At 70.2% G+C, this 17,657-nt stretch carries 30 protein-coding genes and 1 pseudogene; 18 read left to right on the top strand and 13 right to left on the bottom strand.

Annotation, left to right across the window (positions count from 1 at the left end):
* Positions 1–730: 730 nt before the first annotated feature.
* Both thrS and FVE89_RS07840 read left to right on the top strand, forming a co-directional pair.
* Positions 731–2,758, top strand: coding sequence for a threonine--tRNA ligase (gene thrS, locus FVE89_RS07850; protein WP_160533484.1), 2,028 nt, complete (start codon positions 731–733; stop codon positions 2,756–2,758).
* A 425-nt stretch (positions 2,759–3,183) separates the two neighbouring features.
* Positions 3,184–3,477, top strand: coding sequence for a hypothetical protein (locus tag FVE89_RS07840; protein ID WP_160533482.1), 294 nt, complete (start codon positions 3,184–3,186; stop codon positions 3,475–3,477).
* 14 nt (positions 3,478–3,491) lie between these two features.
* Here FVE89_RS07840 and FVE89_RS07835 read toward each other — a convergent pair whose 3' ends face one another.
* The 5 genes from FVE89_RS07835 to FVE89_RS07815 all read right to left on the bottom strand — a co-directional run bounded on the left by FVE89_RS07835 (position 3,492) and on the right by FVE89_RS07815 (position 5,049).
* Complete coding sequence (locus FVE89_RS07835; RefSeq protein ID WP_160533481.1) at positions 3,492–3,911, bottom strand: hypothetical protein; 420 nt, start codon at positions 3,909–3,911, stop codon at positions 3,492–3,494.
* 27 nt (positions 3,912–3,938) lie between these two features.
* Positions 3,939–4,172, bottom strand: coding sequence for a hypothetical protein (locus tag FVE89_RS07830; RefSeq protein ID WP_160533480.1), 234 nt, complete (start codon positions 4,170–4,172; stop codon positions 3,939–3,941).
* 131 nt (positions 4,173–4,303) lie between these two features.
* On the bottom strand, positions 4,304–4,558 hold the full coding sequence (locus FVE89_RS07825; protein WP_160533479.1) for a hypothetical protein: 255 nt from the start codon (positions 4,556–4,558) through the stop codon (positions 4,304–4,306).
* Between the two features lie 64 nt (positions 4,559–4,622).
* Positions 4,623–4,808, bottom strand: a complete 186-nt coding sequence (locus FVE89_RS07820) for a hypothetical protein (protein ID WP_050731805.1) — start codon at positions 4,806–4,808, stop codon at positions 4,623–4,625.
* Between the two features lie 34 nt (positions 4,809–4,842).
* Positions 4,843–5,049, bottom strand: a complete 207-nt coding sequence (locus FVE89_RS07815; RefSeq protein WP_160533478.1) for a hypothetical protein — start codon at positions 5,047–5,049, stop codon at positions 4,843–4,845.
* A 338-nt stretch (positions 5,050–5,387) separates the two neighbouring features.
* On the opposite strand from FVE89_RS07815, the gene FVE89_RS07810 reads away from it, so the two are divergent.
* From FVE89_RS07810 to FVE89_RS07780, 7 genes are all read left to right on the top strand, one after another.
* Complete coding sequence (locus FVE89_RS07810) at positions 5,388–5,855, top strand: MucR family transcriptional regulator (RefSeq protein WP_160533477.1); 468 nt, start codon at positions 5,388–5,390, stop codon at positions 5,853–5,855.
* Positions 5,856–6,073: 218 nt separating this feature from the next.
* The gene (locus FVE89_RS07805) at positions 6,074–6,349 is read left to right on the top strand and encodes a hypothetical protein (RefSeq protein WP_160533554.1); all 276 of its coding nucleotides are present in this window, start codon (positions 6,074–6,076) and stop codon (positions 6,347–6,349) included.
* A gap of 87 nt (positions 6,350–6,436) precedes the next feature.
* Positions 6,437–6,814 (top strand): hypothetical protein, encoded by a 378-nt coding sequence (locus FVE89_RS07800; protein ID WP_160533476.1) that lies wholly within the window; start codon positions 6,437–6,439, stop codon positions 6,812–6,814.
* Between the two features lie 340 nt (positions 6,815–7,154).
* On the top strand, positions 7,155–7,337 hold the full coding sequence (locus FVE89_RS07795) for a hypothetical protein (RefSeq protein WP_160533475.1): 183 nt from the start codon (positions 7,155–7,157) through the stop codon (positions 7,335–7,337).
* A 340-nt stretch (positions 7,338–7,677) separates the two neighbouring features.
* Complete coding sequence (locus tag FVE89_RS07790) at positions 7,678–7,977, top strand: PilZ domain-containing protein (RefSeq protein ID WP_160533474.1); 300 nt, start codon at positions 7,678–7,680, stop codon at positions 7,975–7,977.
* Positions 7,978–8,074: 97 nt separating this feature from the next.
* Positions 8,075–8,251, top strand: a complete 177-nt coding sequence (locus FVE89_RS07785; protein ID WP_160533473.1) for a hypothetical protein — start codon at positions 8,075–8,077, stop codon at positions 8,249–8,251.
* Between the two features lie 5 nt (positions 8,252–8,256).
* Positions 8,257–8,526: a hypothetical protein gene (locus FVE89_RS07780; protein WP_342389964.1), complete on the top strand. Its 270-nt coding sequence runs from the start codon at positions 8,257–8,259 to the stop codon at positions 8,524–8,526.
* A gap of 44 nt (positions 8,527–8,570) precedes the next feature.
* On the opposite strand, the gene FVE89_RS07775 is transcribed toward FVE89_RS07780, so the two are convergent.
* On the bottom strand, positions 8,571–8,762 hold the full coding sequence (locus FVE89_RS07775; protein WP_160533472.1) for a hypothetical protein: 192 nt from the start codon (positions 8,760–8,762) through the stop codon (positions 8,571–8,573).
* A gap of 117 nt (positions 8,763–8,879) precedes the next feature.
* Here FVE89_RS07775 and FVE89_RS07770 point away from each other — a divergent pair, with 117 nt between their 5' ends.
* The 3 genes from FVE89_RS07770 (at position 8,880) to FVE89_RS07760 (ending at position 9,979) form a co-directional block, all read left to right on the top strand.
* On the top strand, positions 8,880–9,074 hold the full coding sequence (locus tag FVE89_RS07770; RefSeq protein ID WP_160533471.1) for a hypothetical protein: 195 nt from the start codon (positions 8,880–8,882) through the stop codon (positions 9,072–9,074).
* Between the two features lie 97 nt (positions 9,075–9,171).
* Positions 9,172–9,660: a phasin gene (locus FVE89_RS07765; protein WP_160533470.1), complete on the top strand. Its 489-nt coding sequence runs from the start codon at positions 9,172–9,174 to the stop codon at positions 9,658–9,660.
* A 76-nt stretch (positions 9,661–9,736) separates the two neighbouring features.
* Positions 9,737–9,979 carry a hypothetical protein gene (locus FVE89_RS07760; protein WP_160533469.1) on the top strand — a complete coding sequence of 81 codons (243 nt, stop codon included), beginning with the start codon at positions 9,737–9,739 and terminating at the stop codon, positions 9,977–9,979.
* Positions 9,980–10,068: 89 nt separating this feature from the next.
* Here the strand turns inward: FVE89_RS07760 and FVE89_RS07755 are convergent, their stop codons facing one another.
* Entirely contained in the window at positions 10,069–10,323 is a 255-nt protein-coding gene (locus tag FVE89_RS07755; protein ID WP_160533468.1) for a hypothetical protein, read from the bottom strand.
* A 412-nt stretch (positions 10,324–10,735) separates the two neighbouring features.
* Here FVE89_RS07755 and FVE89_RS07750 point away from each other — a divergent pair, with 412 nt between their 5' ends.
* Positions 10,736–10,963, top strand: coding sequence for a hypothetical protein (locus FVE89_RS07750; protein ID WP_160533467.1), 228 nt, complete (start codon positions 10,736–10,738; stop codon positions 10,961–10,963).
* Between the two features lie 32 nt (positions 10,964–10,995).
* Here FVE89_RS07750 and FVE89_RS07745 read toward each other — a convergent pair whose 3' ends face one another.
* The 3 genes from FVE89_RS07745 to FVE89_RS07735 form a co-directional block, all read right to left on the bottom strand.
* On the bottom strand, positions 10,996–11,316 hold the full coding sequence (locus tag FVE89_RS07745) for a hypothetical protein (protein WP_160533466.1): 321 nt from the start codon (positions 11,314–11,316) through the stop codon (positions 10,996–10,998).
* Between the two features lie 79 nt (positions 11,317–11,395).
* Positions 11,396–11,644: a hypothetical protein gene (locus FVE89_RS07740; protein WP_160533465.1), complete on the bottom strand. Its 249-nt coding sequence runs from the start codon at positions 11,642–11,644 to the stop codon at positions 11,396–11,398.
* 77 nt (positions 11,645–11,721) lie between these two features.
* Complete coding sequence (locus FVE89_RS07735; protein WP_160533464.1) at positions 11,722–12,741, bottom strand: hypothetical protein; 1,020 nt, start codon at positions 12,739–12,741, stop codon at positions 11,722–11,724.
* A 137-nt stretch (positions 12,742–12,878) separates the two neighbouring features.
* Between FVE89_RS07735 and FVE89_RS07730 the strand changes: the two genes are divergently transcribed.
* The 4 genes from FVE89_RS07730 to FVE89_RS07715 all read left to right on the top strand — a co-directional run bounded on the left by FVE89_RS07730 (position 12,879) and on the right by FVE89_RS07715 (position 16,552).
* On the top strand, positions 12,879–14,894 hold the full coding sequence (locus FVE89_RS07730; protein WP_348644670.1) for a hypothetical protein: 2,016 nt from the start codon (positions 12,879–12,881) through the stop codon (positions 14,892–14,894).
* A 70-nt stretch (positions 14,895–14,964) separates the two neighbouring features.
* Complete coding sequence (locus FVE89_RS07725) at positions 14,965–15,231, top strand: hypothetical protein (RefSeq protein ID WP_202130670.1); 267 nt, start codon at positions 14,965–14,967, stop codon at positions 15,229–15,231.
* A gap of 86 nt (positions 15,232–15,317) precedes the next feature.
* A complete protein-coding gene (locus FVE89_RS07720) occupies positions 15,318–15,509 on the top strand; it encodes a hypothetical protein (RefSeq protein ID WP_246730540.1) in 192 nt (63 codons plus the stop codon).
* 320 nt (positions 15,510–15,829) lie between these two features.
* Positions 15,830–16,552, top strand: a complete 723-nt coding sequence (locus FVE89_RS07715) for a YidB family protein (RefSeq protein WP_160533460.1) — start codon at positions 15,830–15,832, stop codon at positions 16,550–16,552.
* 3 nt (positions 16,553–16,555) lie between these two features.
* Here the strand turns inward: FVE89_RS07715 and FVE89_RS07710 are convergent, their stop codons facing one another.
* Together FVE89_RS07710 and FVE89_RS07705 are read right to left on the bottom strand one after the other, a co-directional pair.
* Positions 16,556–16,897 carry a DUF6883 domain-containing protein gene (locus FVE89_RS07710; RefSeq protein ID WP_160533459.1) on the bottom strand — a complete coding sequence of 114 codons (342 nt, stop codon included), beginning with the start codon at positions 16,895–16,897 and terminating at the stop codon, positions 16,556–16,558.
* Positions 16,894–17,145, bottom strand: a complete 252-nt coding sequence (locus FVE89_RS07705; protein WP_160533458.1) for a DUF4926 domain-containing protein — start codon at positions 17,143–17,145, stop codon at positions 16,894–16,896. Before FVE89_RS07705 ends, FVE89_RS07710 begins: the two co-directional genes overlap by 4 nt.
* Before the next feature lie 88 nt (positions 17,146–17,233).
* On the opposite strand from FVE89_RS07705, the pseudogene FVE89_RS07700 reads away from it, so the two are divergent.
* Positions 17,234–17,509: pseudogene (locus tag FVE89_RS07700) on the top strand (YidB family protein); the annotation flags it as partial.
* Positions 17,510–17,547: 38 nt separating this feature from the next.
* Here FVE89_RS07700 and FVE89_RS07695 read toward each other — a convergent pair.
* Positions 17,548–17,657, bottom strand: a 110-nt coding sequence (locus FVE89_RS07695; RefSeq protein ID WP_160533457.1) for an integrase core domain-containing protein, incomplete at its 5' end; no start/stop codon positions are given.

Genomic DNA, 17,657 nt, shown 5'->3' with positions numbered 1-17,657 from the left:
GCCGCCACCTGTCCGCGGCGGTGCCGGGGTGACCCTTCGGGGTGATCCGGCTCCGCTCTTCGGGGGTCCGCCCGGTGGCTGACCGGGCGGGCGTGCCGGACAGGGCGGTGCCCGCGTCGGTGGCTCTCAGCCGCCATCGCCCCGGGCGGCGTGACCGATACGGGGCGTGTCTCGGATTACGGGCGGAGCAACAACGGGTGAACCCGGCGGGGGAGGAAATGCCCCCGCGCCGACCCTCTGTCTGGGCCGACCCCAAGGGACCTGCGGACCCGTCCACGACGAGGCGGGCAAACGGCTGGAAGGCCACAGACCCTCGCGGGTTCCGGCGGTGCGTGTCACCGCGTCCGAGACCGTCTGCCGGGACGTCGCAGGATCGGGAGCGTCGAGCAGACACCGCGACGACAAGACGGCAGCGATCGGGGACCACGCCCGGTCGATGCCGCGGGACGCCGCGGGGACCGGATCCCGCGCGTCATGTCACCACCTGGGTTCCCGCGGCGTCCCGCGTCCCTCGTGTTTGTCATTCCTGGGCCATGCCCCCGGCGCCGCAGGCGGGTGGGGACGATGGCGCATACCGCGAGGACAGGCTGGTGCAGGCCAACCGGGTCAGGGATGCGGCGAGATGCGCCGCACCGTTGTTCCCTCGCCGAAAAAATCGGTCTACACGGCCGCTCCCCCGAAACCGCTTACCTGCTGCGTATGCAGGACTGAGCCCGGAGACGCTTGATCCATGCCGATTCTCACCTTCCCCAATGGCGAAACCCGGGAGTTTGCCGCCGGCACCACCGGCCGCACCGTCGTCGAGGGCATCGCCAAGTCGCTGGCCAAGCGCACCGTCGCCATGGCGCTCGACGGCACGGTCGCCGACCTCGACGATCCGATCGACCGCGACGCCCGCATCGAGTTCCTCGACCGCACCGATCCGCGCAGCCTGGAGCTGATCCGGCACGATTGCGCGCACGTGCTCGCCGAGGCGGTGCAATCGCTCTGGCCGGAGACCCAGGTCACGATCGGCCCGGTGATCGAGAACGGCTTCTATTACGATTTCTACCGCGAGACCCCGTTCACGCCCGAGGACTTCCCGAAGATCGAGGCGAAGATGCGCGAGATCATTGCGCGTGACGCGCCCTTCACCAAGGAAGTCTGGAAGCGCGAGGACGTGCGCGCTCTGTTCGCGGACAAGCAGGAACAATTCAAGGTCGAGCTGGTCGACGCGATCCCGCCCGGCGAGGATCTGAAGATCTACCGTCAGGGCGACTGGTTCGACCTGTGCCGCGGCCCGCACATGACCTCGACGGGCAAGGTCGGCACCGCGTTCAAGCTGATGAAGGTCGCGGGCGCCTACTGGCGGGGTGATTCGAACAACCCCATGCTGACCCGCATCTACGGCACCGCCTGGGCGAACCAGGCCGATCTCGACGATTACCTGCACCGGCTGGAGGAGGCCGAGCGCCGCGACCACCGCCGGCTCGGCCGCGAGATGGACCTGTTCCACTTCCAGGAGGAGGGGCCGGGCGTCGTCTTCTGGCACGCCAAGGGCTGGACGATCTTCCAGGCGCTGATCGCCTACATGCGCCGCCGCCTGAAGGGCGATTACGCCGAGGTGAACGCGCCGCAGATTCTCGACAAGGCCCTGTGGGAGACCTCCGGCCACTGGGGCTGGTACCGGGAGAACATGTTCGCCGCGCAATCGGCCGGCGAGGAGGCCGAGGACAAGCGCTGGTTCGCCCTCAAGCCGATGAACTGCCCGGGCCACGTGCAGATCTTCAAGCACGGGTTGAAATCCTACCGCGACCTGCCCCTGCGGCTCGCGGAGTTCGGCGTCGTGCACCGCTACGAGCCGTCGGGCGCCATGCACGGGCTGATGCGCGTGCGCGGCTTCACGCAGGACGACGCCCACGTCTTCTGCACCGAGGACCAGCTCGCCGACGAGTGCCTGAAGATCAACGACCTGATCCTCTCGACCTACGCGGATTTCGGCTTCGACCAGATCGTCGTAAAACTCTCGACCCGGCCCGAGAAGCGCGTCGGCTCCGACGCCCTCTGGGACCATGCCGAGGCGGTGATGACCCGGGTTCTGGCGCAGATCGAGGAGCAGTCCGGCGGCCGGATCAAGACCGCGGTCAATCCGGGAGAGGGCGCGTTCTACGGGCCGAAATTCGAGTACGTGCTGCGCGACGCGATCGGCCGCGACTGGCAATGCGGCACCACGCAGGTGGATTTCAACCTGCCCGAGCGGTTCGGCGCCTTCTACATCGACGCCGACGGCGCAAGGAAGCCGCCCGTGATGGTCCACCGGGCGATCTGCGGCTCGATGGAGCGCTTCACCGGCATCCTGATCGAGCATTTTGCCGGGCATTTCCCGCTCTGGCTGGCGCCCGTGCAGGTGGTGGTGGCGACGATCACCGGCGAGGCCGACGCCTATGCCCGGGACGTCGTGCGCGCCCTGGAGCGGGCCGGCCTGCGGGTCGAGGCGGATCTGCGCAACGAGAAGATCAACTACAAGGTCCGCGAGCACTCACTGGCGAAGGTTCCGGTGCTGCTGGCTTTGGGCAAGCGCGAGGCGGAGGAGCGGACGGTCTCGATCCGCCGCCTGGGCAGCCAGCAGACCCGCACGCTGCCGCTGACCGAGGCGGTGGCGGCCTTCGTGGCGGAGGCGACCGCGCCGGATATCCGCCGGGCCGAGGCCGTGGCCGAGACGGTCCCGAGCAGCGACACGGTGCTCGACGGGCACCACGCGGTGCAGCCCGCGCCCTGACGGGAGCGCCGGCTCCGCGCGTTTCCCTCCTCCGCAAAAGGGGAGGGGAAGAAACGGAACTGTTTGTTCTCGGTCTCGAACAGATCTTTGGCATCGCGAGAGCGTATTATTGACGGCTCGCGCTGGATTTCCGGGCAGAGATCCATGAAGATGCTCGAACATCATGGTTTCAAAAGGTCGAGACCTTTTGCGGGTGCAGGGCGGAGCCCTGCGAACAGCCAGGGCTTCGCCCTGGCGACCCACCAAAAGGCTTCAGCCCTTTGGAAACTCTCGATCGAAGCTCAAACGACCGGTAGCGACAAGCCGTGACCGGATAAAATTCAATAACACCCTCTAACCGCGGCGATCGGGCGATCGATCAGAGAAATCCGGACACATCCGCGATACCGGAATCCGGTATCGGACCGGAAACCCCGGAGGAATCCATGATCCGCCTCGCCTGTGCCCTCGTCCTGGGCGCCTTCGCGACCGGTGCCGTGGCGCAGGAGCGGATCGACACGCGCGCCCTGACCTGTGCCGCCCTGCGGGCCCGCGTCGTCCGGGACCGCACCCTGATCCTTGCGCGGAGCGAGATGGCCTACGAGACCGTCCATCTGGATTCCGGATCGTGCCGGCAGGATGAGACCAGCGCCCCGGCCTTCGAGCCCTCCGCCGACGTGCCGTCCTGCTGGGCGGGCTGGCGCTGCACGCAGCGCAACAGCGACAGCGGCCAGCGCTGAACCGCCATCGGCGATCAGCGCGCCTTCTCGTGCTCCGCGAGGCCGACCGCCTTGTAATCGTAGGTGGGGTAGAACTCGGTGCGGTAGGCGCCCCAGGCGGTGTCCTCCAGGACGCGGTTGACCTCCCGGAGCCGGCTCGCGGGCAGCCGCAGCGTGATGATCTGCCCGATCCCCATGACGACGTTCCACGACACGACCTCGATCCCGGGGGGCGGGAAGGCCTTGTAGAAGCCCTGCCGGGCGAGCTGCGCGTTCAGCTCGGCGAGCGGCCGCGACTGGTCGTGGCGCAGGAAGACCGTCAGCAGGATTGCGTTATCGGGCGTCGCGGTCGCGGAACCCGCCGGGGGCGGCGGTGCCGTCTGAGCCTGCGCCGGCAGGGCGCAGAGCAGCGCGAGCGCCGCAAACGATCCGATCGCACCTGTCGCTCGTCTCATCCGTCTTCCTCTCTCCCGCGAACGCTATCAGCCCGGCTCGATGTCGTACGAGAGGCGCAGGCGCAGGCGGACCACGCCCTGCGCGTCCCGCACCGCGATGACGTAATCCTGCCGCTCCCGCGGATCCGACAAGCCCTGGGCGATGCGGGTCATTATCCGCACCGCCTGCGCCCGCGCCGCGGTCAGATCGGGGACATCAAACCCTTCATGGTCGCGAACGAGGTTGGTGCCGTCATGGATGTCGATGAAATAGCGGGGCACGGGCTCTGGCTCAGCGAGCGCATTTGCCCGCAAGAATCATTATCCGTTGTTTCTACGTAGTTTCCGCCGAACTAAAAACCTGCGTCATACTCGCCGCATGACAAGCAGACGGGGGCTTGCCCGTGAAGGCGTCAGCCGCCGAGCAGGCTCTCGGCGAAATCGTCCGGAACGGCGCCGAACTGGCCGAGGATCGCCACGCTGTCGAGTTCGCCGGTCTCGTCATCGGCGACGACCTTCAGGGCCGCCGCGCCGGGCAGGCGTGCGGCCAGCGCCTCCGCCTTCTTGAGGGCTCCGAACTCGCTCTGGGCGGGCTCCTGGCGTGCAGGGCGCAGGCGATTGCGATGCAGCTCGAAGGGTTGGACCACGAAGGTGGTTTTCAGGGCCATGGCCGTCTCCTCGCTGCGGGCGGCGGTGCGGACGGCCTGCGGGACCGGGGCTGGGACTCACCCCTCACAGGCTGCGGGTTGTCACCCCAAGCGCCAGAAGCGCGTAGGCGCCGATGAAGAACCATTGCCGGTGCGCCACCACCGTCCGTCCGACCATGGGTATCCGTGTGTACAGGCTGGCGACGGCGAGACCAATCAGCACGGCCGAGACGAGAAAGGTCAGGAGGCGCGGAGCGGAGAGCGTAGGCATGGTCCATGCTGGCCGCGACAGGCTTACCGGACCGTTACCGGTCGAGCCCCGGGACGAGGGGACGCTCGGCCGTCAGGGGTCCCTTGGAGCCCGGGAGCAGCCCGACCTCGGCCAGCCAGAGCGCCATGATCGCGCCCGCCAGCAGCGTCGCCAGCGAGGCCAACCGGCCGGTCCATTGCCGCAGGACGAACATCATCACCAGGACGACGAGAAGGGCGAGGATGAGGGCCGGGAGGAGCATGGTTGCGCAATGCCACGCCGCGGCGGCGGCGTCACCACGGCGATATCGCGCCGCAGCCGCGCCGAGCGAATACCTCAAGCGCGCGGTCGTGGATATTCCTGACCCCTGGCTGCATTGCCGAAACGTTTCGCAGCCTGGGAAAAACACTCCCGCAGTCGACCGCCGCGCCGGGTCGCTGCCGCCAAGATGTGGTGGACGCTTGCCGAAAATACCCGCCCGCTGGCGCTACAGGGCATGCCAATCATGCACCGGATGCCGCCCCATGAACAATTTTGTAACTTGCATTCAGCGGTAGGAAGTAGCAAATCACTTGCGAGGGGCACACTAGGAATGCAGAAGTGACAGAAGAAATCACCGGGCCCACCCCCAACTTCATAGAGCTAGCCGGCGACATCGTCGCCGCCTATGTGTCGAACAATCCCGTCCCGGCCGCGGAGCTGCCGGCCCTGATCGCCCGGGTGCACGGGGCCATCGCCGGCCTCGTCTCGGGCACCCTGACCGCGGAGGCCGGCGCGCCCGCGCAAGCCGAGATCGACCGGCCGAGCCCCGCCCAGATCCGCAAGTCGGTCCGGCCCGACGGGATCGTCAGCTTCATCGACGGCAAGACCTACAAGACGCTCAAGCGTCACCTGACCAGCCACGGGCTCGACCCGCGCACCTACCGGGACCGCTACGGCCTGCCGGCCGATTACCCGATGGTCGCCCCGGCCTATGCCGAGCAGCGCTCCGCGCTCGCCAAGGCGATCGGCCTCGGCCAGCCCGGCGCCATGGCCGAGCGCGAGCGCAAGGGTCGTCAAGCTGCCTGACGTCGCTCGCTCGCAAGGGATGCCTCGTTGCGGGCCGTTCCCACGGTTCGGCAACGGGGCCCCGGGCGTCTGGCCGCGGCACCGCACCGGTGGCCCGGCCCGTCGTTGCCGCGGTGCCACACTGATCGGCGACATCGCGCGACACGGACAAGCTGCCACACTCTGCCCATAGCGTCTGCGCACGCCTGATCCCGAGACGAAACCAAGGGATGGGCGAGATGAAGCGCGAGCAGACGAAGCCGAATACGGTCGTGCCTTTCCCGGCGCACATCGCCCCCGCCGTGGCCGACGAGGACACCGCGTCGATCATCGCCGTGCTGCAGGATCATCTGGCGCTGGCCCGCGAAGGCCGGCTGCGCTCGGTGGCGATCGTCTCCGTTTCGGCGGATGGCGAGGCGATCGGAACGCAATGGTCGTGCAAGAGCGCGGATATCAGCAGCCTGATCGGCAAGCTGACGGTGCTCGCCCATGATCTGATGGCCGCGCGGAAGTAATCGGCGCGAGCGGCGCGGCCGGCCTTCCCGGACGCGCAGGGGTCGCACGCCGGTGTTCCGGCTCCGGCCGTCGAGGAGTGGCTGACGATGAGACGCACCCTGCTCGCGGTTCTGCTCGCCGCCGCGCCGCTGGCCGGCGGGTCGGCCCTGGCCGAGGACGCATCGGACGCGGCGTCCCAACGCACCGAGACCCTCGACGGACTGGTCCGAATCGTGGGGGCGCAGGCCGGCATCGTGCTGTATTGCCGGAAGCTCTATACGGTGGATGACGCGATCTCCGACGGCCTGTCCCGGACGGCCCGCCGCGCCCTCGAAGCGGCCACGGGACGACATCAGGCCGAGGCTGCCATCGCCATCGAAGGCCAACGCGTTGCCGAGGAGATCGCAACGGTCGGCGCCGAGCGCTGGTGCGCCGATCAGCGTGACATCCTCAACACCGACGGCGTTCGGGTCTTCCTTGATTAGAGCGCTCTCCGCCGAAGTGGACGCCGGTCCGGCGCAGGAGAGCGCGTTGAAACAAAAGCTTAGAGCCGTGCCCCCCGCCGCGTCGCGCACCGGTCCGCTATCACAGGACATGCCCGACCGCTTACCTGAACCCTGATCTGCGGAACTATCGATTTCGGAGATAGTCAGATCTCGCCCCGTCCGGCGCTCTGTTCTGCATTGCAGAACCAATTAAATCCTTGTTCATCGCGCGCTCGTCTGCCATCCTTCGTCGGCGGATGAAATGAAACGGATCACGCCGGTCTCGCTCATCCGGACAAGAGCCCTCAAGGGCCGAGGGACTGGCGGAGGAGGAAACCTCATGTCGCGCCCGATCTATCTCGCCATTGCCCTCGTCGTCTGCGGCGCCGCCGTGACGTTCTTCGCCTTCATGCGCGCCCCACGGTCGAAGGAATTCGCCGGGTGGGACGTGGCGTTCATGGGTGGGATCGGCGCCATCGCCCTCGGCTTCCTGGCAACCCTCGTTGAAGTGGTGACAGGCTAGAGCCTTCTCCGCCGGATCGAATACCGGTCCGGCGTCGAAGAGCAGTTCACGTCAACGACTCAGAATCTGCGCCAGCCACGCGGCTCCGTCGCCAAACCGGCAGCCGCGATCGCGCCGTCCGCCTCGGTTTCCGGCAGACGGGCGGGACGGTCCTGCCGGACATCCTGCCTATCTCAATATTAGTCTCTCCGTCCCCGATATCCACGGATTCGGCATGGGCATCGCACAAAACAGTGAAATGACGGTGGGAACGGCCGAAACCGACAATTTGATCTTTTGCCCAAACCCCCCGTGAAGGTGCTTCGCCGATCCTCGCCGCACGACCTTCCATGAGGCAGCGATGTTCGAACGGCGCAGCGCTCCGCGTACGATCCTGAATGAGACCGGCAGCATCTCGGTCGACGAGCACCGCAGCCTGCCCTGCATCGTGTACGACCGGTCGGTCGGCGGCATCCGCATCGCCCTCCCGGAAGCCGAGATCGTCCCGGATCGCTTCGTGCTCAGCATCGACGCGAGCAACGAGATCCTCATCTGCCGGGCCGTCTGGCGCCGGCGGGAGGAGATCGGCGCAGCAACCGAAACCTCCGCGCCGGTGCGTCCGATCCTGGCGGATTCGCGCTACGGACTGGAGACGGCCTGAAGCAGCGCCCCTCGGCCGTGTGGCACCTTCGCGGGGATTGACCGTTCTCCCTTCGCTGCCGCCAGTCGGATGGCGGCCCGCGGGGAGGGAAGACGCCATGTCGGATCCAAGATCACCCGACGCGGAGGAGACGCCGGGCCTGCCGCAGGGTTTGCCGATGCCGCCGAACACCGGCGACATGCCGCCTCCGCGGCTGCCGCCGGCCCCGGACGACGATCCCGCGCCCCCGCGTCCAGAACCGGCACCCGATATCGACGCGGTTCCCGGCCTGTGACGGGCGTGCCGCCGGGACGCACCGCACGAGGCGCCCTGAGCATCGCCGCCTGGCTCGGCTGGACCGCCACGGGCTCGGCCGCCGAGCAGCCGCTCAGTATCGAGCGGCTCAACGCGGAGGGCTGGGAAATCGCCGGCTACACGGGGACATTCGACAATCGCTCGTCCCTGATCCTGTTTCGCAAGCGGGACCGGACGTATCTCGTCCAATGCTCGATCCTGTACGACGTGACGCGCAGCCCCCGTGTCGTGACGAACTGCTACGAGCTGCACTGAAGCCTGGCCGCCAGCATCCGCGGCGCAGTCCTTCAGCGGCGCGCTCAATCCCAGTCGATGTTCAGGGACCGTTCGAAGGCGGCCGCCGACATCTCCTTGCCCTTCGGATCGGCGACCGTGATCTCGCGAAAGCCCCGCCGGGCCAGCTCCCAGGTCTTCTCCATCGCCTGCTCGTCGGTCCCGCAGGCGAAGGTCATGACACGCCCGGACGGATCGATCCCCTTGACCGTGTACACACCATTCTCCTCGCTCGTCTGAACGCCATATAGCGCCGCGGTCTCGCTCCTGTCCCCGGGGCAACGGCGCGTGGACCCGGATGGGGCGCATCGCGTTGACGGGGGACGAGGTCCCCGATGACGAACGCCCGCGAGACACCATCGTCGAAACGCCGACTCGATTCGACCGATTCGGAATCGGACGGGCGTCTGGACCTCGAGCGGGACGTCTCGAACAGGCCCCTGCCGGTGACCGATGCGGATCCGGATGTCGGCCTGTCCCAGAAGGGCACCGATGCGGATGCCGTGCTCCGTCGGGAAACTGAGATCTGAAGCCGGGATCTCGGACGGACGCGCTGGACGCCCGCCTTTGTGCGATGCACACAAGGCTCCGGCCGCCATCGGACGGGCGGCCTTGAGGAGACCAAGCATGGCCGATATTCCCAGCTTCGAGGTCCCGCCACACATGCGTGACTTCGCCGAGAGCAGCCTGGACCAGGCACGCAAGGCGTTTGCCAGCTTCATCGACGCCGCGCGACGCACCACCGACGCACTGCACGGCTCGACCGAGTTGGCCCGTACCAACGCCGGGGACGCGTTCTCCCGGGGGTTGGACTACGCCGAACAGAATGTCCGCGCCGCTCTGGATCTCGCCCAGAAGCTCGCTGCGGCGCGCTCGTTTCCGGAGGCGACGCAGATCCAGACCGCGTTCCTGCGCGAGCGGTTCGCCGCCCTGCAGGCCCAGGCCCAGGATCTGAACGGTCTCGCCCAGCGCGCATTCCATGAGAGCGCCGAGCGCGCCCGCACCGCGCTGCAGCAGGGTGGGGATGCGATTCGGAAGGCCGTTGAACAGGGCCAGGACGCGGCCCGGCACGCGGGTCAGGAGATCCAGCAAACGACCGCGCAGCTCTCGCATTGAGCGGAGCTTGATCGCATCGGGGATGCGGGCCGGCGATCCGAAGCATCGCCGGTCCCAGCGGGGTTGGGGGTTAGAGATGATCGAGCGGGACATCGGCCGGCTGGCCGATGAGAGTCTGCAGCTGAGTCTCCGGCAGGCCGAGCTTGCCGTCCTCTTAGCGACGGCGGTTCACTATGCCTGGCTGGATCTATGCGTCGCAGGATATCGCACGCTGACGATTACCCTGAATGCGGTATCGGATCAGCGGGCGCGGACACGCCGGCTGATCCAGCGCGGCGTGCCGCCGGCGGAGGCCGCCCGCGCGTTGCACATCGTCTGAAGCCCGGGGTGTGGGCCTGCCTCTGAGCAGGCATCCCCAGGCGCCTTCGAATCCCGGGCGACCCCGTCGATCGCCCCGGGATCGGGCCCTCAGCGGTGCGCCTCGGCGGAGGCCTGGACCAGGGACCGTTTCGTCATCGACGCGATCCGAAGATCGGCCGCCGCGGCGGGGACCGGCTGGGGCGTGGTCGTCAGAATCGCGAGCCGGCGGCCCTGCTGCGCGGCCACGGCCTGATCGCGATAGAGAGGCGGGGTCAGATTCAGGCGCTCATCGGCCGAGGCCGGGCTGCAGAAAAGGGCGGCCGAGGTGAGCGCCGCCGACGCGAGAATGAAGATCGTGCGCATGGTGCGTCTCCGTTTCGATCGCAGGTCGAATCGCGAAAACGCGACCGACGCCGAACGAAACCACATCTTTGTGCGCTGCGGTATGTTCACTGTGCAATGCATCATACCGCCGTATCGGCATTGTGATGCTAAGTTGAACAGTCATTGTCGGGCGTCACGCACAGTTGACCGGTCCGACCGCCATGCGTCCGACGCAAATGAAATAAAGTTCATCCGCTCAGACCTCAAATGAAATTTGAAAGAGTGTGAGATAGAATTTGATCTTGCCGGCGCCGTGGGATGTTGACCGTTCGAGATCTGGCTTTCGCAGCATCGTGATCGTGGCGACACGAATCGGCAACACGTTCGCCAAATCCACGTCACACGGGGACGCTATTGAGAATCCGAACCGCGACGCATCCGGAGCGACGGCATGACGCCCGCTGATCTCGACAGAAGCGCAGAGCTGACAGTCTGGCCGAAACGTGCGCCCGGCCACTCGGTGCTGGGCCGCCCATTCGCGACGCTGCGCGAGGCGCTCGCCGTCGCCGTGCAGGCGATCGAGGCCGAGGATGCCCGACCCTGGATCATCACGGAGGCGGGCGACATCCTTTCGCCGCACTGGATCCGGGCCAACAGCCGGGCGCGCGCCCTTCAATAGGATTACCCGCAGCCGTCGGGCGGGGCCGCCGCTCAGCAGCCGATGCAGATGTCGTTCACGACATGCTCATGCCGGGGGCCGGTCCGCTGGTTCGGAAGGCGACCGCCGATGGACGGGAACCCGGCGCCGAGCGCCCGGAGCCGGCGCCGGCCCTCGCCGGGGTCGATCTGAGGCGAGGCCGGGGGCGCGGCCGGTGAGGACGCTCCGGCAGCCTCGCTGTTCGCCATGCCGGGATCGGGCGGCGTCAGGGCCATGCCGGGTGCCGGGGGCGCTTGGGCGAACTCGCCCGCCCGGGCCGGTGCGAGCATCGCGAGGGGCAGGAGCGCGAGAGCGGGCCGGCATCGCAGACGCATCCCGTACGCCCTCCGCGTCGATGGCAATGGCGACCGGCACCTATGCGCCGGCGCGGTTGGCAATATCCTCAGGCCGTCGTCAGTAAGCCCGGCCGTAATAGGGCTGCGAGATCGGCCGGTAACGGTCGCTCACCGGCCATGTGTAGGGCTGGTCCTTGACGGCCCGCATATCGGCCCGGAAGGCCGGCTCGTTGAAGCCGAGGCGGTGGTGGATCGAAGCCTTCCCGGCCCCGTGCGGCTGAGAGCCGGCCTCGCGCGCGAGAGCCGCACTCGACAGACCCAGAACGAGAAAAGCCGCGAGTGAGGCGCGGCCCAGAGTGACGCTCATCTCCGTCTCCTGTCCCGGCGGAGGTGCCGGTTCGGAAGGAACGGCCGCCCTGGAATGGCGGTTCCAGGCCGGGCCGATCAGAACGCGCCCTCGCCGCCGAGGCAGGCCGTCGCGAGGGCGCCGCCGCAGAGATCGTTGACCCGGGCGGGCGCGGCCGCCGCACCGCTGATGCCGGCGCCGCCGGACGCGCCTCCCCCGGCGGGCGCCGTCAGGACGAGGTCGCGGCCCGCCGCCGCGGTCGAAGCGGCCGCGATCCCGGCACCGCCCGAGGCCGTGCCCGCCGCCGTCCCGGTCGCGATCGCCCCCGTCGCGAGGCTTGCGACGCCCGCCGTTCCGCCTCCGGTCGTGAACGTCCCCAGCCCGGAGGATGCCGCCCCGAGAGCCGCCGCATCGACGGCATTCGCTGTCCCATCGGACGCCAAATCCGAACCGGTCGTCGCGTTGGTGCCCAGGCCCGCGGCGACGCCCGATACCCGGCCGAGTCCGGTACCGGATGCCCCGAACGCGGATGTCCCGAAGCCGGACGTCCGCGAGCCGGACGCGCCGGTGCCGGCGTTCAGGCCATTCGCCAAGCCCGTCGTCAGACCGGTGGCATTGGTCGTGAACGCCGCGTTGCTCCCGAGGCTGGCCGACCCGAAGGTGGTGGAGAGCGCGCTTCCCGAGAGCGAGCCGAGGGCCGCATTCGAGGTCGAACCCAGCGCTGTGCCGAAGCCGCCCAGCGCGCCAGTGGCGCCGGTTTGGCTCGTGCCGAGCGTCAACCCGGTGACGCCGGCGCCGCCCGTGGTTCCGGTGCTCGAGGTAAGCCCGAGTTGGCCGGCGCTGCGGAGCCCGCTGCCGGGGGCTCCGATCGTGCCGCCGCCACCGCCGCCGCCGAAGCTGAGCTGGCCGGCATTCAGGATCCCGCCCGTCTGGGCCGAGAGGGTCGGGAACGGCCCGGTCGTGGACGTGCCGCCGAGGCTGAGCTGCCCGGGATTGGCGATCGCGGTGATCGGCTCCAGCGAGGCCGCATTCGGCGCCGTCGCGGTGGCCGACAGGCTTTGCGCCGAGGCCGGGGCGGCGATCGGAACGAGCAGGATAGCGACCATCAACGCGCGCATGGCGGTCTCCGCGCAACCAATGTCAGGCCCAACCGGAACGGGTCCCGGTCGTTCCGGCGACGTGCCGCCGCGGCCCGGCCTTCATACTGCCGGAAAGGCGGTGTCGTCTCGGATCAGGATCCGATCAACCCACCTTTGTGCCCGTGCCCGATTCCCTCGCCCGAGGCTTGCGCCGCGCCGGCTGGCTCGCCGGCCTGCCGGCGCTCGCCCTGGTCTGGGCGAGCGCGACGCTCTACGCCGCCCCGCGGATCGCCGAGCGGCTCGAAGCCGAGGGGGCGGCCGTGGCGGCCGGCACGGCCACCGAGACCGGCGAGCCGTGGCTCCGCCTGACGGTGCAGGGCCGCGACCTCGTGGCGGCCGGTGAGGCGCCGGATGCGGGCGCCCGCGCCGCCACGCTGTTCCGCCTCGCCGTCCTGGAAGGCCCCCGGCGCATCGTCTCGGGTGTCGGCCTCGTCGAGACCGCCACGCCGTTCGCGTGGGCGGCGATCCGCCTGGGGCCGGGCCGGGTCGCCCTGGAGGGCAGCCGTCCGGTGGAGATCGGGCGCAGGGCGCTGGAGGCGCGGATCACCGGGGCGCTCGGCCCGGGCACCAGCCTCGACGACACCGCCCGGGCCGCACGGGGCGCGCCGCCGGATTTTCCGAGCGCGGCGGCCTTCCTGGCGGCGCGGCTCTCCGGGCTGGCGGCGGGCGGGCGCGCCGCGCTCAGCGACACCGTGCTCAGCCTGTCGGGCGAGGCCGTCGACGTGCCGGCCTACGAGGCGCTGCGGGCGGCCCTGTCGGAACCACCGGCGGGGTTCAGCCTCGGCCGCGTGGAGATCCTGCCGCCGCGGGTGGCGCAGTACCGCTTCACCGTCGAGAAGAAGGCCAGCGGGATCGTGCTCGACGGTTTCATTCCCTCGGCGGCTGACAAGCGCGCCGCCCAGGAGGCCGCTCAAGAGGCGGCTCAGGAGACCGCCGGCGCGGCCGTCGACGACCGGCTGGTGACCGCCCGGGGGCTCGATCCGGCGATCGATCCGAAGGGCCTGATCGCCTTCGCGTTTCGGCTGGCCGCGCTGATCCAGACGGGCCGCGTCACCTTCGCGGATGGCGCGGTCTCGGTCAGCGGCGACGCCATCGACGGGCAGGCGATCCCCGACGCCGAAGCGCTGATGCGCGACGGCCGCCCCGGGGGCGTCGCGGCCGGGCGGATCTCGCTGACGGCGCGGCCGCTCTCGCCCTACCGGGTGGCGATCCGCCGGACGCCGGAGGCGGTGACGCTCACCGGGCATGTGCCGGATGTGGCCACACGGGAGCGGGTGCTCGATGCCCTGCGGCCGCGCCTGTTCCGCGAGCCGATCCTCGACCGGACGCGCCTCGCCGACGGCGCGCCGCCCGATCTCGGGGCGGCGCTGGCCGCAGCGGCGCCGCTGGTGGCAGATCTCGCCGCCGGAGAGGCCAGCGTCTCCGACCGGACGCTGACGCTGACCGGCGAGAGCCTCTACCGCGAGGTGGCCGCCCGCGCCCCCGACCGGCTCGCCGAGGCGCTGCCCCCCGGCTGGACCGGGCAGGCCGCGGTCTCGGCCCGGCAGCCGGCGGAGCGGCGCGACCCGGCGACCTGCCGCGCCGACTTCGCCGCCGCCCTGGCAGGGGCGGATCTGCGCTTCCCGGCGGGCAGCGCGGTGCCGGACCCGGCCTTCTATCCGGTCCTCGACACCCTGGCGGCCCTGGCCAAGGCCTGCCCCGGCTTGCGCATCGCCGTCTCGGGCCCCGCCGATCCCGCGAAGGCCGCGCCGACACCGGCCGCCGGCCCGGGGGAGGGCGCCCATCCGGCTGCGCCGCCGGAGCCCGAGCCGACCCGCATCGCCAGCGCGGCCAAGGCGGCGGCGACCGGCAAGGCGGATGCAAAGCCAAGCGGCAAGCACGACAAGGCAGAGGCCAGGCCTGATCCCAAGGGATCCGGCAAAGGATCCACCAAGGACGCCGCCAAGCGTGGCAATCCGGCCCCCCAGAAGAAGCCCGAGGCGGCTGCCGAGGAGCCGCCGCAGGACCTGCCCCGGCTGCGCGCCCAGGCCGTGGTGGAGTATCTGCTCCAGGCCGGCGCCCGGGCGGATCAGGTGAGCGTCCTGACGGATCAGGCGCCCGCCGGCGCCGTCACCTTCGCGCTGCTGCCGTGAGGCCCCCTCGATCCGCCGCGCGCCCCGATGCACCGGGGCGCCGCATCCGTTTGGAGACTGCACGGCCGTGATGCTGCTGCTTGCCGGATTCTGGCCCGGACTCACCGGGGCGGGAGCGCTCGGCCTCGTCGTCGGGGCGCTCGCGGGCTGGCCGGACCGCTATACCGTGCCGCTCGGCCTGTTCGTGGCCGCCGGCCTCCTGGCGGCGGCGGCGCTCGCCGCGATCGTGCCCGGTGTAGCCGGTCTCTGGCTGGAAGGGGCGGCCCTGATCCTGCCGCCCTACATCGCCGGCTGCGCCCTCGGCGCCCTCGGACGCCACCTCGTCGCCCGGCGCTGAGCCTCCGGGAACCGTCCCGCCCCCGGCCCGCGTTGCCTCGTCAGACGGGCCCGAGGCCCACCCCGTTCGACGAGGTCCCCATGTCGATGACCGACCGACGATCGCGCCCGATACGCGCCACGCTCCGCCTGCCGCGCCCCCGGGCGGGCGCCGCCGCCACCGGCCTGTTCCTGACCGCCCTGGCGCTCGCCGCCGCGACGGTGCCGCTGGCCGAGCCCGCCGACGCCACCACCGCCCACGGTACCGCGCAGGCATCCCTGACCAGCCCGGGCCGCTGAGATCGGGCGGGGCGGCCCGCGCGCCCTCCCTCCCCCCTCTGCGGGGGAGGGTGGCCCCCGAAGGGGGTCGGGAGAGGGGAACCCGGCTTCCGGAAGGGGCGCGACGTTCATCGCGGGCACAGCCATATTCTGCACCGTCGCTCCCCTCTCCCGACCCCTGCTGACGCAGGGGCCACCCTCCCCCGCAGAGGGGGGAGGGGGAGACGCGGGGGGCGCGTGCCTGTCCAATGAAGCGACGGACCACCGCCCCCGCGAGGCAACCGACCCCGCACCTCGCCGGTTGTTCGCCCGGGCCCGCTGCGGGCACCGGGGAGGGGCGCATGGGACTGCTCGAATCGGCGATCGGCGGCGTGCTCGGACAGGTGTTCGGCGGGCAGAAGGGCGGCGCCGGCGGGATGTCGCCCCTGGTGAAGGCCCTGCTGATGCTGCTCCTCGCCAAGGGCGCGAGCGGCGGCTTCGGCGACATTTTTGGGCGCGGGCGCCAGGGCGAGCCCGGCCCCGAGGCCGACCGCTCCGGCGGTGCCGGACCCTATAGCCGCGATCCCGGCCAGCACCCCGCCGATGCCGGCGGACGCCGGCCCGACGAGACCGGCGATATCGGCGGCTGGGATCAGTATGGCGGCCGCCGCGACAGCGGCCCGGACGGCACCGTCCATCCGTCCCTGCCGCCCGGCGATTTTTCGGACCTGTCCGGCATGCTCGACGGCCCCGGCGACGCCCCGGCCCCGAGCCGCGCCGCGCCGGCGGGGCAAGGGGATGTCGGCGGGGATCTCGGCGGCCTCGACGGGCTGGTGGATCGCTTCCGCCAGGGGGGCCTCGGCGACGTGATCGAGTCCTGGATCGGTCACGGCGCCAACCGCCCGGTGGCCCCGGACCAGCTCGCCCGGGCGCTCGGCCCCGACACGGTGGACACCCTCCAGAGCCAGACCGGGATGGACCGCGAGACGCTGCTGTCGCAGCTCGCCCAGGCGCTGCCGGAGGTGGTGCACGCGCTCACGCCGCAGGGGCGGATGCCGGGGGAAGATGAGCGGCGGGGGTGGTAGCGCTCAGGCCTTCCACGGATAGGCGGTAAGGAAGCGCATCTGCACGGGTGTGGTCTCCTCCCAGACGCTCCGCAGCGACACGCGACGACCATCCGGTGCCTGCACAGGCCCTTCGAAGATCAACCGCGGTCTCCCAAGCGGGGGCAGCATCCGACGCCCCGGCCAATGGGCGACGGCGTGGCTCACCAGATCGTCGGCCAGCCGCTCCGGTGCCTCGGCCGTGTAGCCGAACGCGAGAAGATACTTCGCCTTGGAGGCGCCGTCCGTGTGCGCAGGATTGAGCAGATAACCGACGATCTTGGGCCGTTCGACGGTCCAGACGACGGCGGCGACGTCCGTTGTCACATCGGGGCGCGTTCGATGAGCTTCAGATCGCCGGGCCGAACCGTCGCCAGGGCGCCGAGCGGCGTGGGAAACTCGACGACGTAGGCCTCCCCGTCGCGGTAGACGCTGACGATGGTGCCCTCCGTCCCGGGCGGCAGCGCGTCCCCGTCGTCGCTGACCACGGCAGCCGTCAGCGCGACGCGATCGAGATCCCGAAGGTCCGATCGCGGGTCGTCCTGGCGGAACTGATAGGCACGGGCCAACACCATGGCGCGAGGATACGTGCGGGCCTCGGCTTTGCAAGCGGGCGCTGCCCGGGAACGCGGAACCTTTTGGTGAGCGCGACTGCCGCCGCGAGATCTCGGCGGCCTCGACGGGCTGGTGGACCGGTTCCGCCAGGGGGGCCTCGGCGACGTGATCGAGGCCTGGATCGACCACGGCGCCAACCGCCCGGTGGCCCCGGACCAGCTCGCCCGGGCGCTCGGCCCCGACACGGTGGACACCCTCCAGCAGCAGACCGGGATGGACCGCGAGACGCTTCTTTCTCAGTTGGCCCAGGCGCTGCCGGAGGTGGTGCACGCGCTCACGCCGCAGGGGCGGGTGCCGGGGGAGGCGGAGCGGCGGGGGTGGTAGCCGGACCCTGGAGCTAGGGGCCGGGCAGCGTCGATGACCTAGATGTCGTTTCCAAGGAGGTTGTCCTTGGTGAGCCTGCTTGTTGGCGGTTGTCCACCGAGTGCGGAGTGGGGTCTGCGGCTATTGTAGTCGCACAGCCACGGGGTCA

The sequence above is a fragment of the Methylobacterium sp. 2A genome, assembly GCF_009806555.1.
In the GTDB taxonomy this organism is placed as follows: Bacteria; Pseudomonadota; Alphaproteobacteria; order Rhizobiales; family Beijerinckiaceae; genus Methylobacterium.
The sequence above is the reverse complement of the archived record's forward strand: the minus strand, read 5'-3'. Positions and strand labels throughout refer to the sequence as shown.

Excerpts from the sequence above, each read along its gene's own strand:
- FVE89_RS07755 (WP_160533468.1), bottom strand. The coding sequence starts at position 10,323 with ATGCGCACGATCTTCATTCTCGCGTCGGCGGCGCTCACCTCGGCCGCC.
- FVE89_RS07840 (WP_160533482.1), top strand. The coding sequence starts at position 3,184 with ATGATCCGCCTCGCCTGTGCCCTCGTCCTGGGCGCCTTCGCGACCGGT.
- FVE89_RS07835 (WP_160533481.1), bottom strand. The coding sequence starts at position 3,911 with ATGAGACGAGCGACAGGTGCGATCGGATCGTTTGCGGCGCTCGCGCTG.
- FVE89_RS07750 (WP_160533467.1), top strand. The coding sequence starts at position 10,736 with ATGACGCCCGCTGATCTCGACAGAAGCGCAGAGCTGACAGTCTGGCCG.
- FVE89_RS07740 (WP_160533465.1), bottom strand. The coding sequence starts at position 11,644 with ATGAGCGTCACTCTGGGCCGCGCCTCACTCGCGGCTTTTCTCGTTCTG.
- FVE89_RS07715 (WP_160533460.1), top strand. The coding sequence starts at position 15,830 with ATGGGACTGCTCGAATCGGCGATCGGCGGCGTGCTCGGACAGGTGTTC.
- FVE89_RS07825 (WP_160533479.1), bottom strand. The coding sequence starts at position 4,558 with ATGGCCCTGAAAACCACCTTCGTGGTCCAACCCTTCGAGCTGCATCGC.
- FVE89_RS07770 (WP_160533471.1), top strand. The coding sequence starts at position 8,880 with ATGACGAACGCCCGCGAGACACCATCGTCGAAACGCCGACTCGATTCG.
- FVE89_RS07705 (WP_160533458.1), bottom strand. The coding sequence starts at position 17,145 with ATGGTGTTGGCCCGTGCCTATCAGTTCCGCCAGGACGACCCGCGATCG.
- FVE89_RS07725 (WP_202130670.1), top strand. The coding sequence starts at position 14,965 with ATGCTGCTGCTTGCCGGATTCTGGCCCGGACTCACCGGGGCGGGAGCG.
- FVE89_RS07805 (WP_160533554.1), top strand. The coding sequence starts at position 6,074 with ATGAAGCGCGAGCAGACGAAGCCGAATACGGTCGTGCCTTTCCCGGCG.
- FVE89_RS07795 (WP_160533475.1), top strand. The coding sequence starts at position 7,155 with ATGTCGCGCCCGATCTATCTCGCCATTGCCCTCGTCGTCTGCGGCGCC.
- FVE89_RS07735 (WP_160533464.1), bottom strand. The coding sequence starts at position 12,741 with ATGCGCGCGTTGATGGTCGCTATCCTGCTCGTTCCGATCGCCGCCCCG.
- FVE89_RS07790 (WP_160533474.1), top strand. The coding sequence starts at position 7,678 with ATGTTCGAACGGCGCAGCGCTCCGCGTACGATCCTGAATGAGACCGGC.
- FVE89_RS07815 (WP_160533478.1), bottom strand. The coding sequence starts at position 5,049 with ATGCTCCTCCCGGCCCTCATCCTCGCCCTTCTCGTCGTCCTGGTGATG.
- FVE89_RS07820 (WP_050731805.1), bottom strand. The coding sequence starts at position 4,808 with ATGCCTACGCTCTCCGCTCCGCGCCTCCTGACCTTTCTCGTCTCGGCC.
- FVE89_RS07800 (WP_160533476.1), top strand. The coding sequence starts at position 6,437 with ATGAGACGCACCCTGCTCGCGGTTCTGCTCGCCGCCGCGCCGCTGGCC.
- FVE89_RS07745 (WP_160533466.1), bottom strand. The coding sequence starts at position 11,316 with ATGCGTCTGCGATGCCGGCCCGCTCTCGCGCTCCTGCCCCTCGCGATG.
- FVE89_RS07760 (WP_160533469.1), top strand. The coding sequence starts at position 9,737 with ATGATCGAGCGGGACATCGGCCGGCTGGCCGATGAGAGTCTGCAGCTG.
- thrS (WP_160533484.1), top strand. The coding sequence starts at position 731 with ATGCCGATTCTCACCTTCCCCAATGGCGAAACCCGGGAGTTTGCCGCC.
- FVE89_RS07765 (WP_160533470.1), top strand. The coding sequence starts at position 9,172 with ATGGCCGATATTCCCAGCTTCGAGGTCCCGCCACACATGCGTGACTTC.
- FVE89_RS07720 (WP_246730540.1), top strand. The coding sequence starts at position 15,318 with ATGACCGACCGACGATCGCGCCCGATACGCGCCACGCTCCGCCTGCCG.
- FVE89_RS07785 (WP_160533473.1), top strand. The coding sequence starts at position 8,075 with ATGTCGGATCCAAGATCACCCGACGCGGAGGAGACGCCGGGCCTGCCG.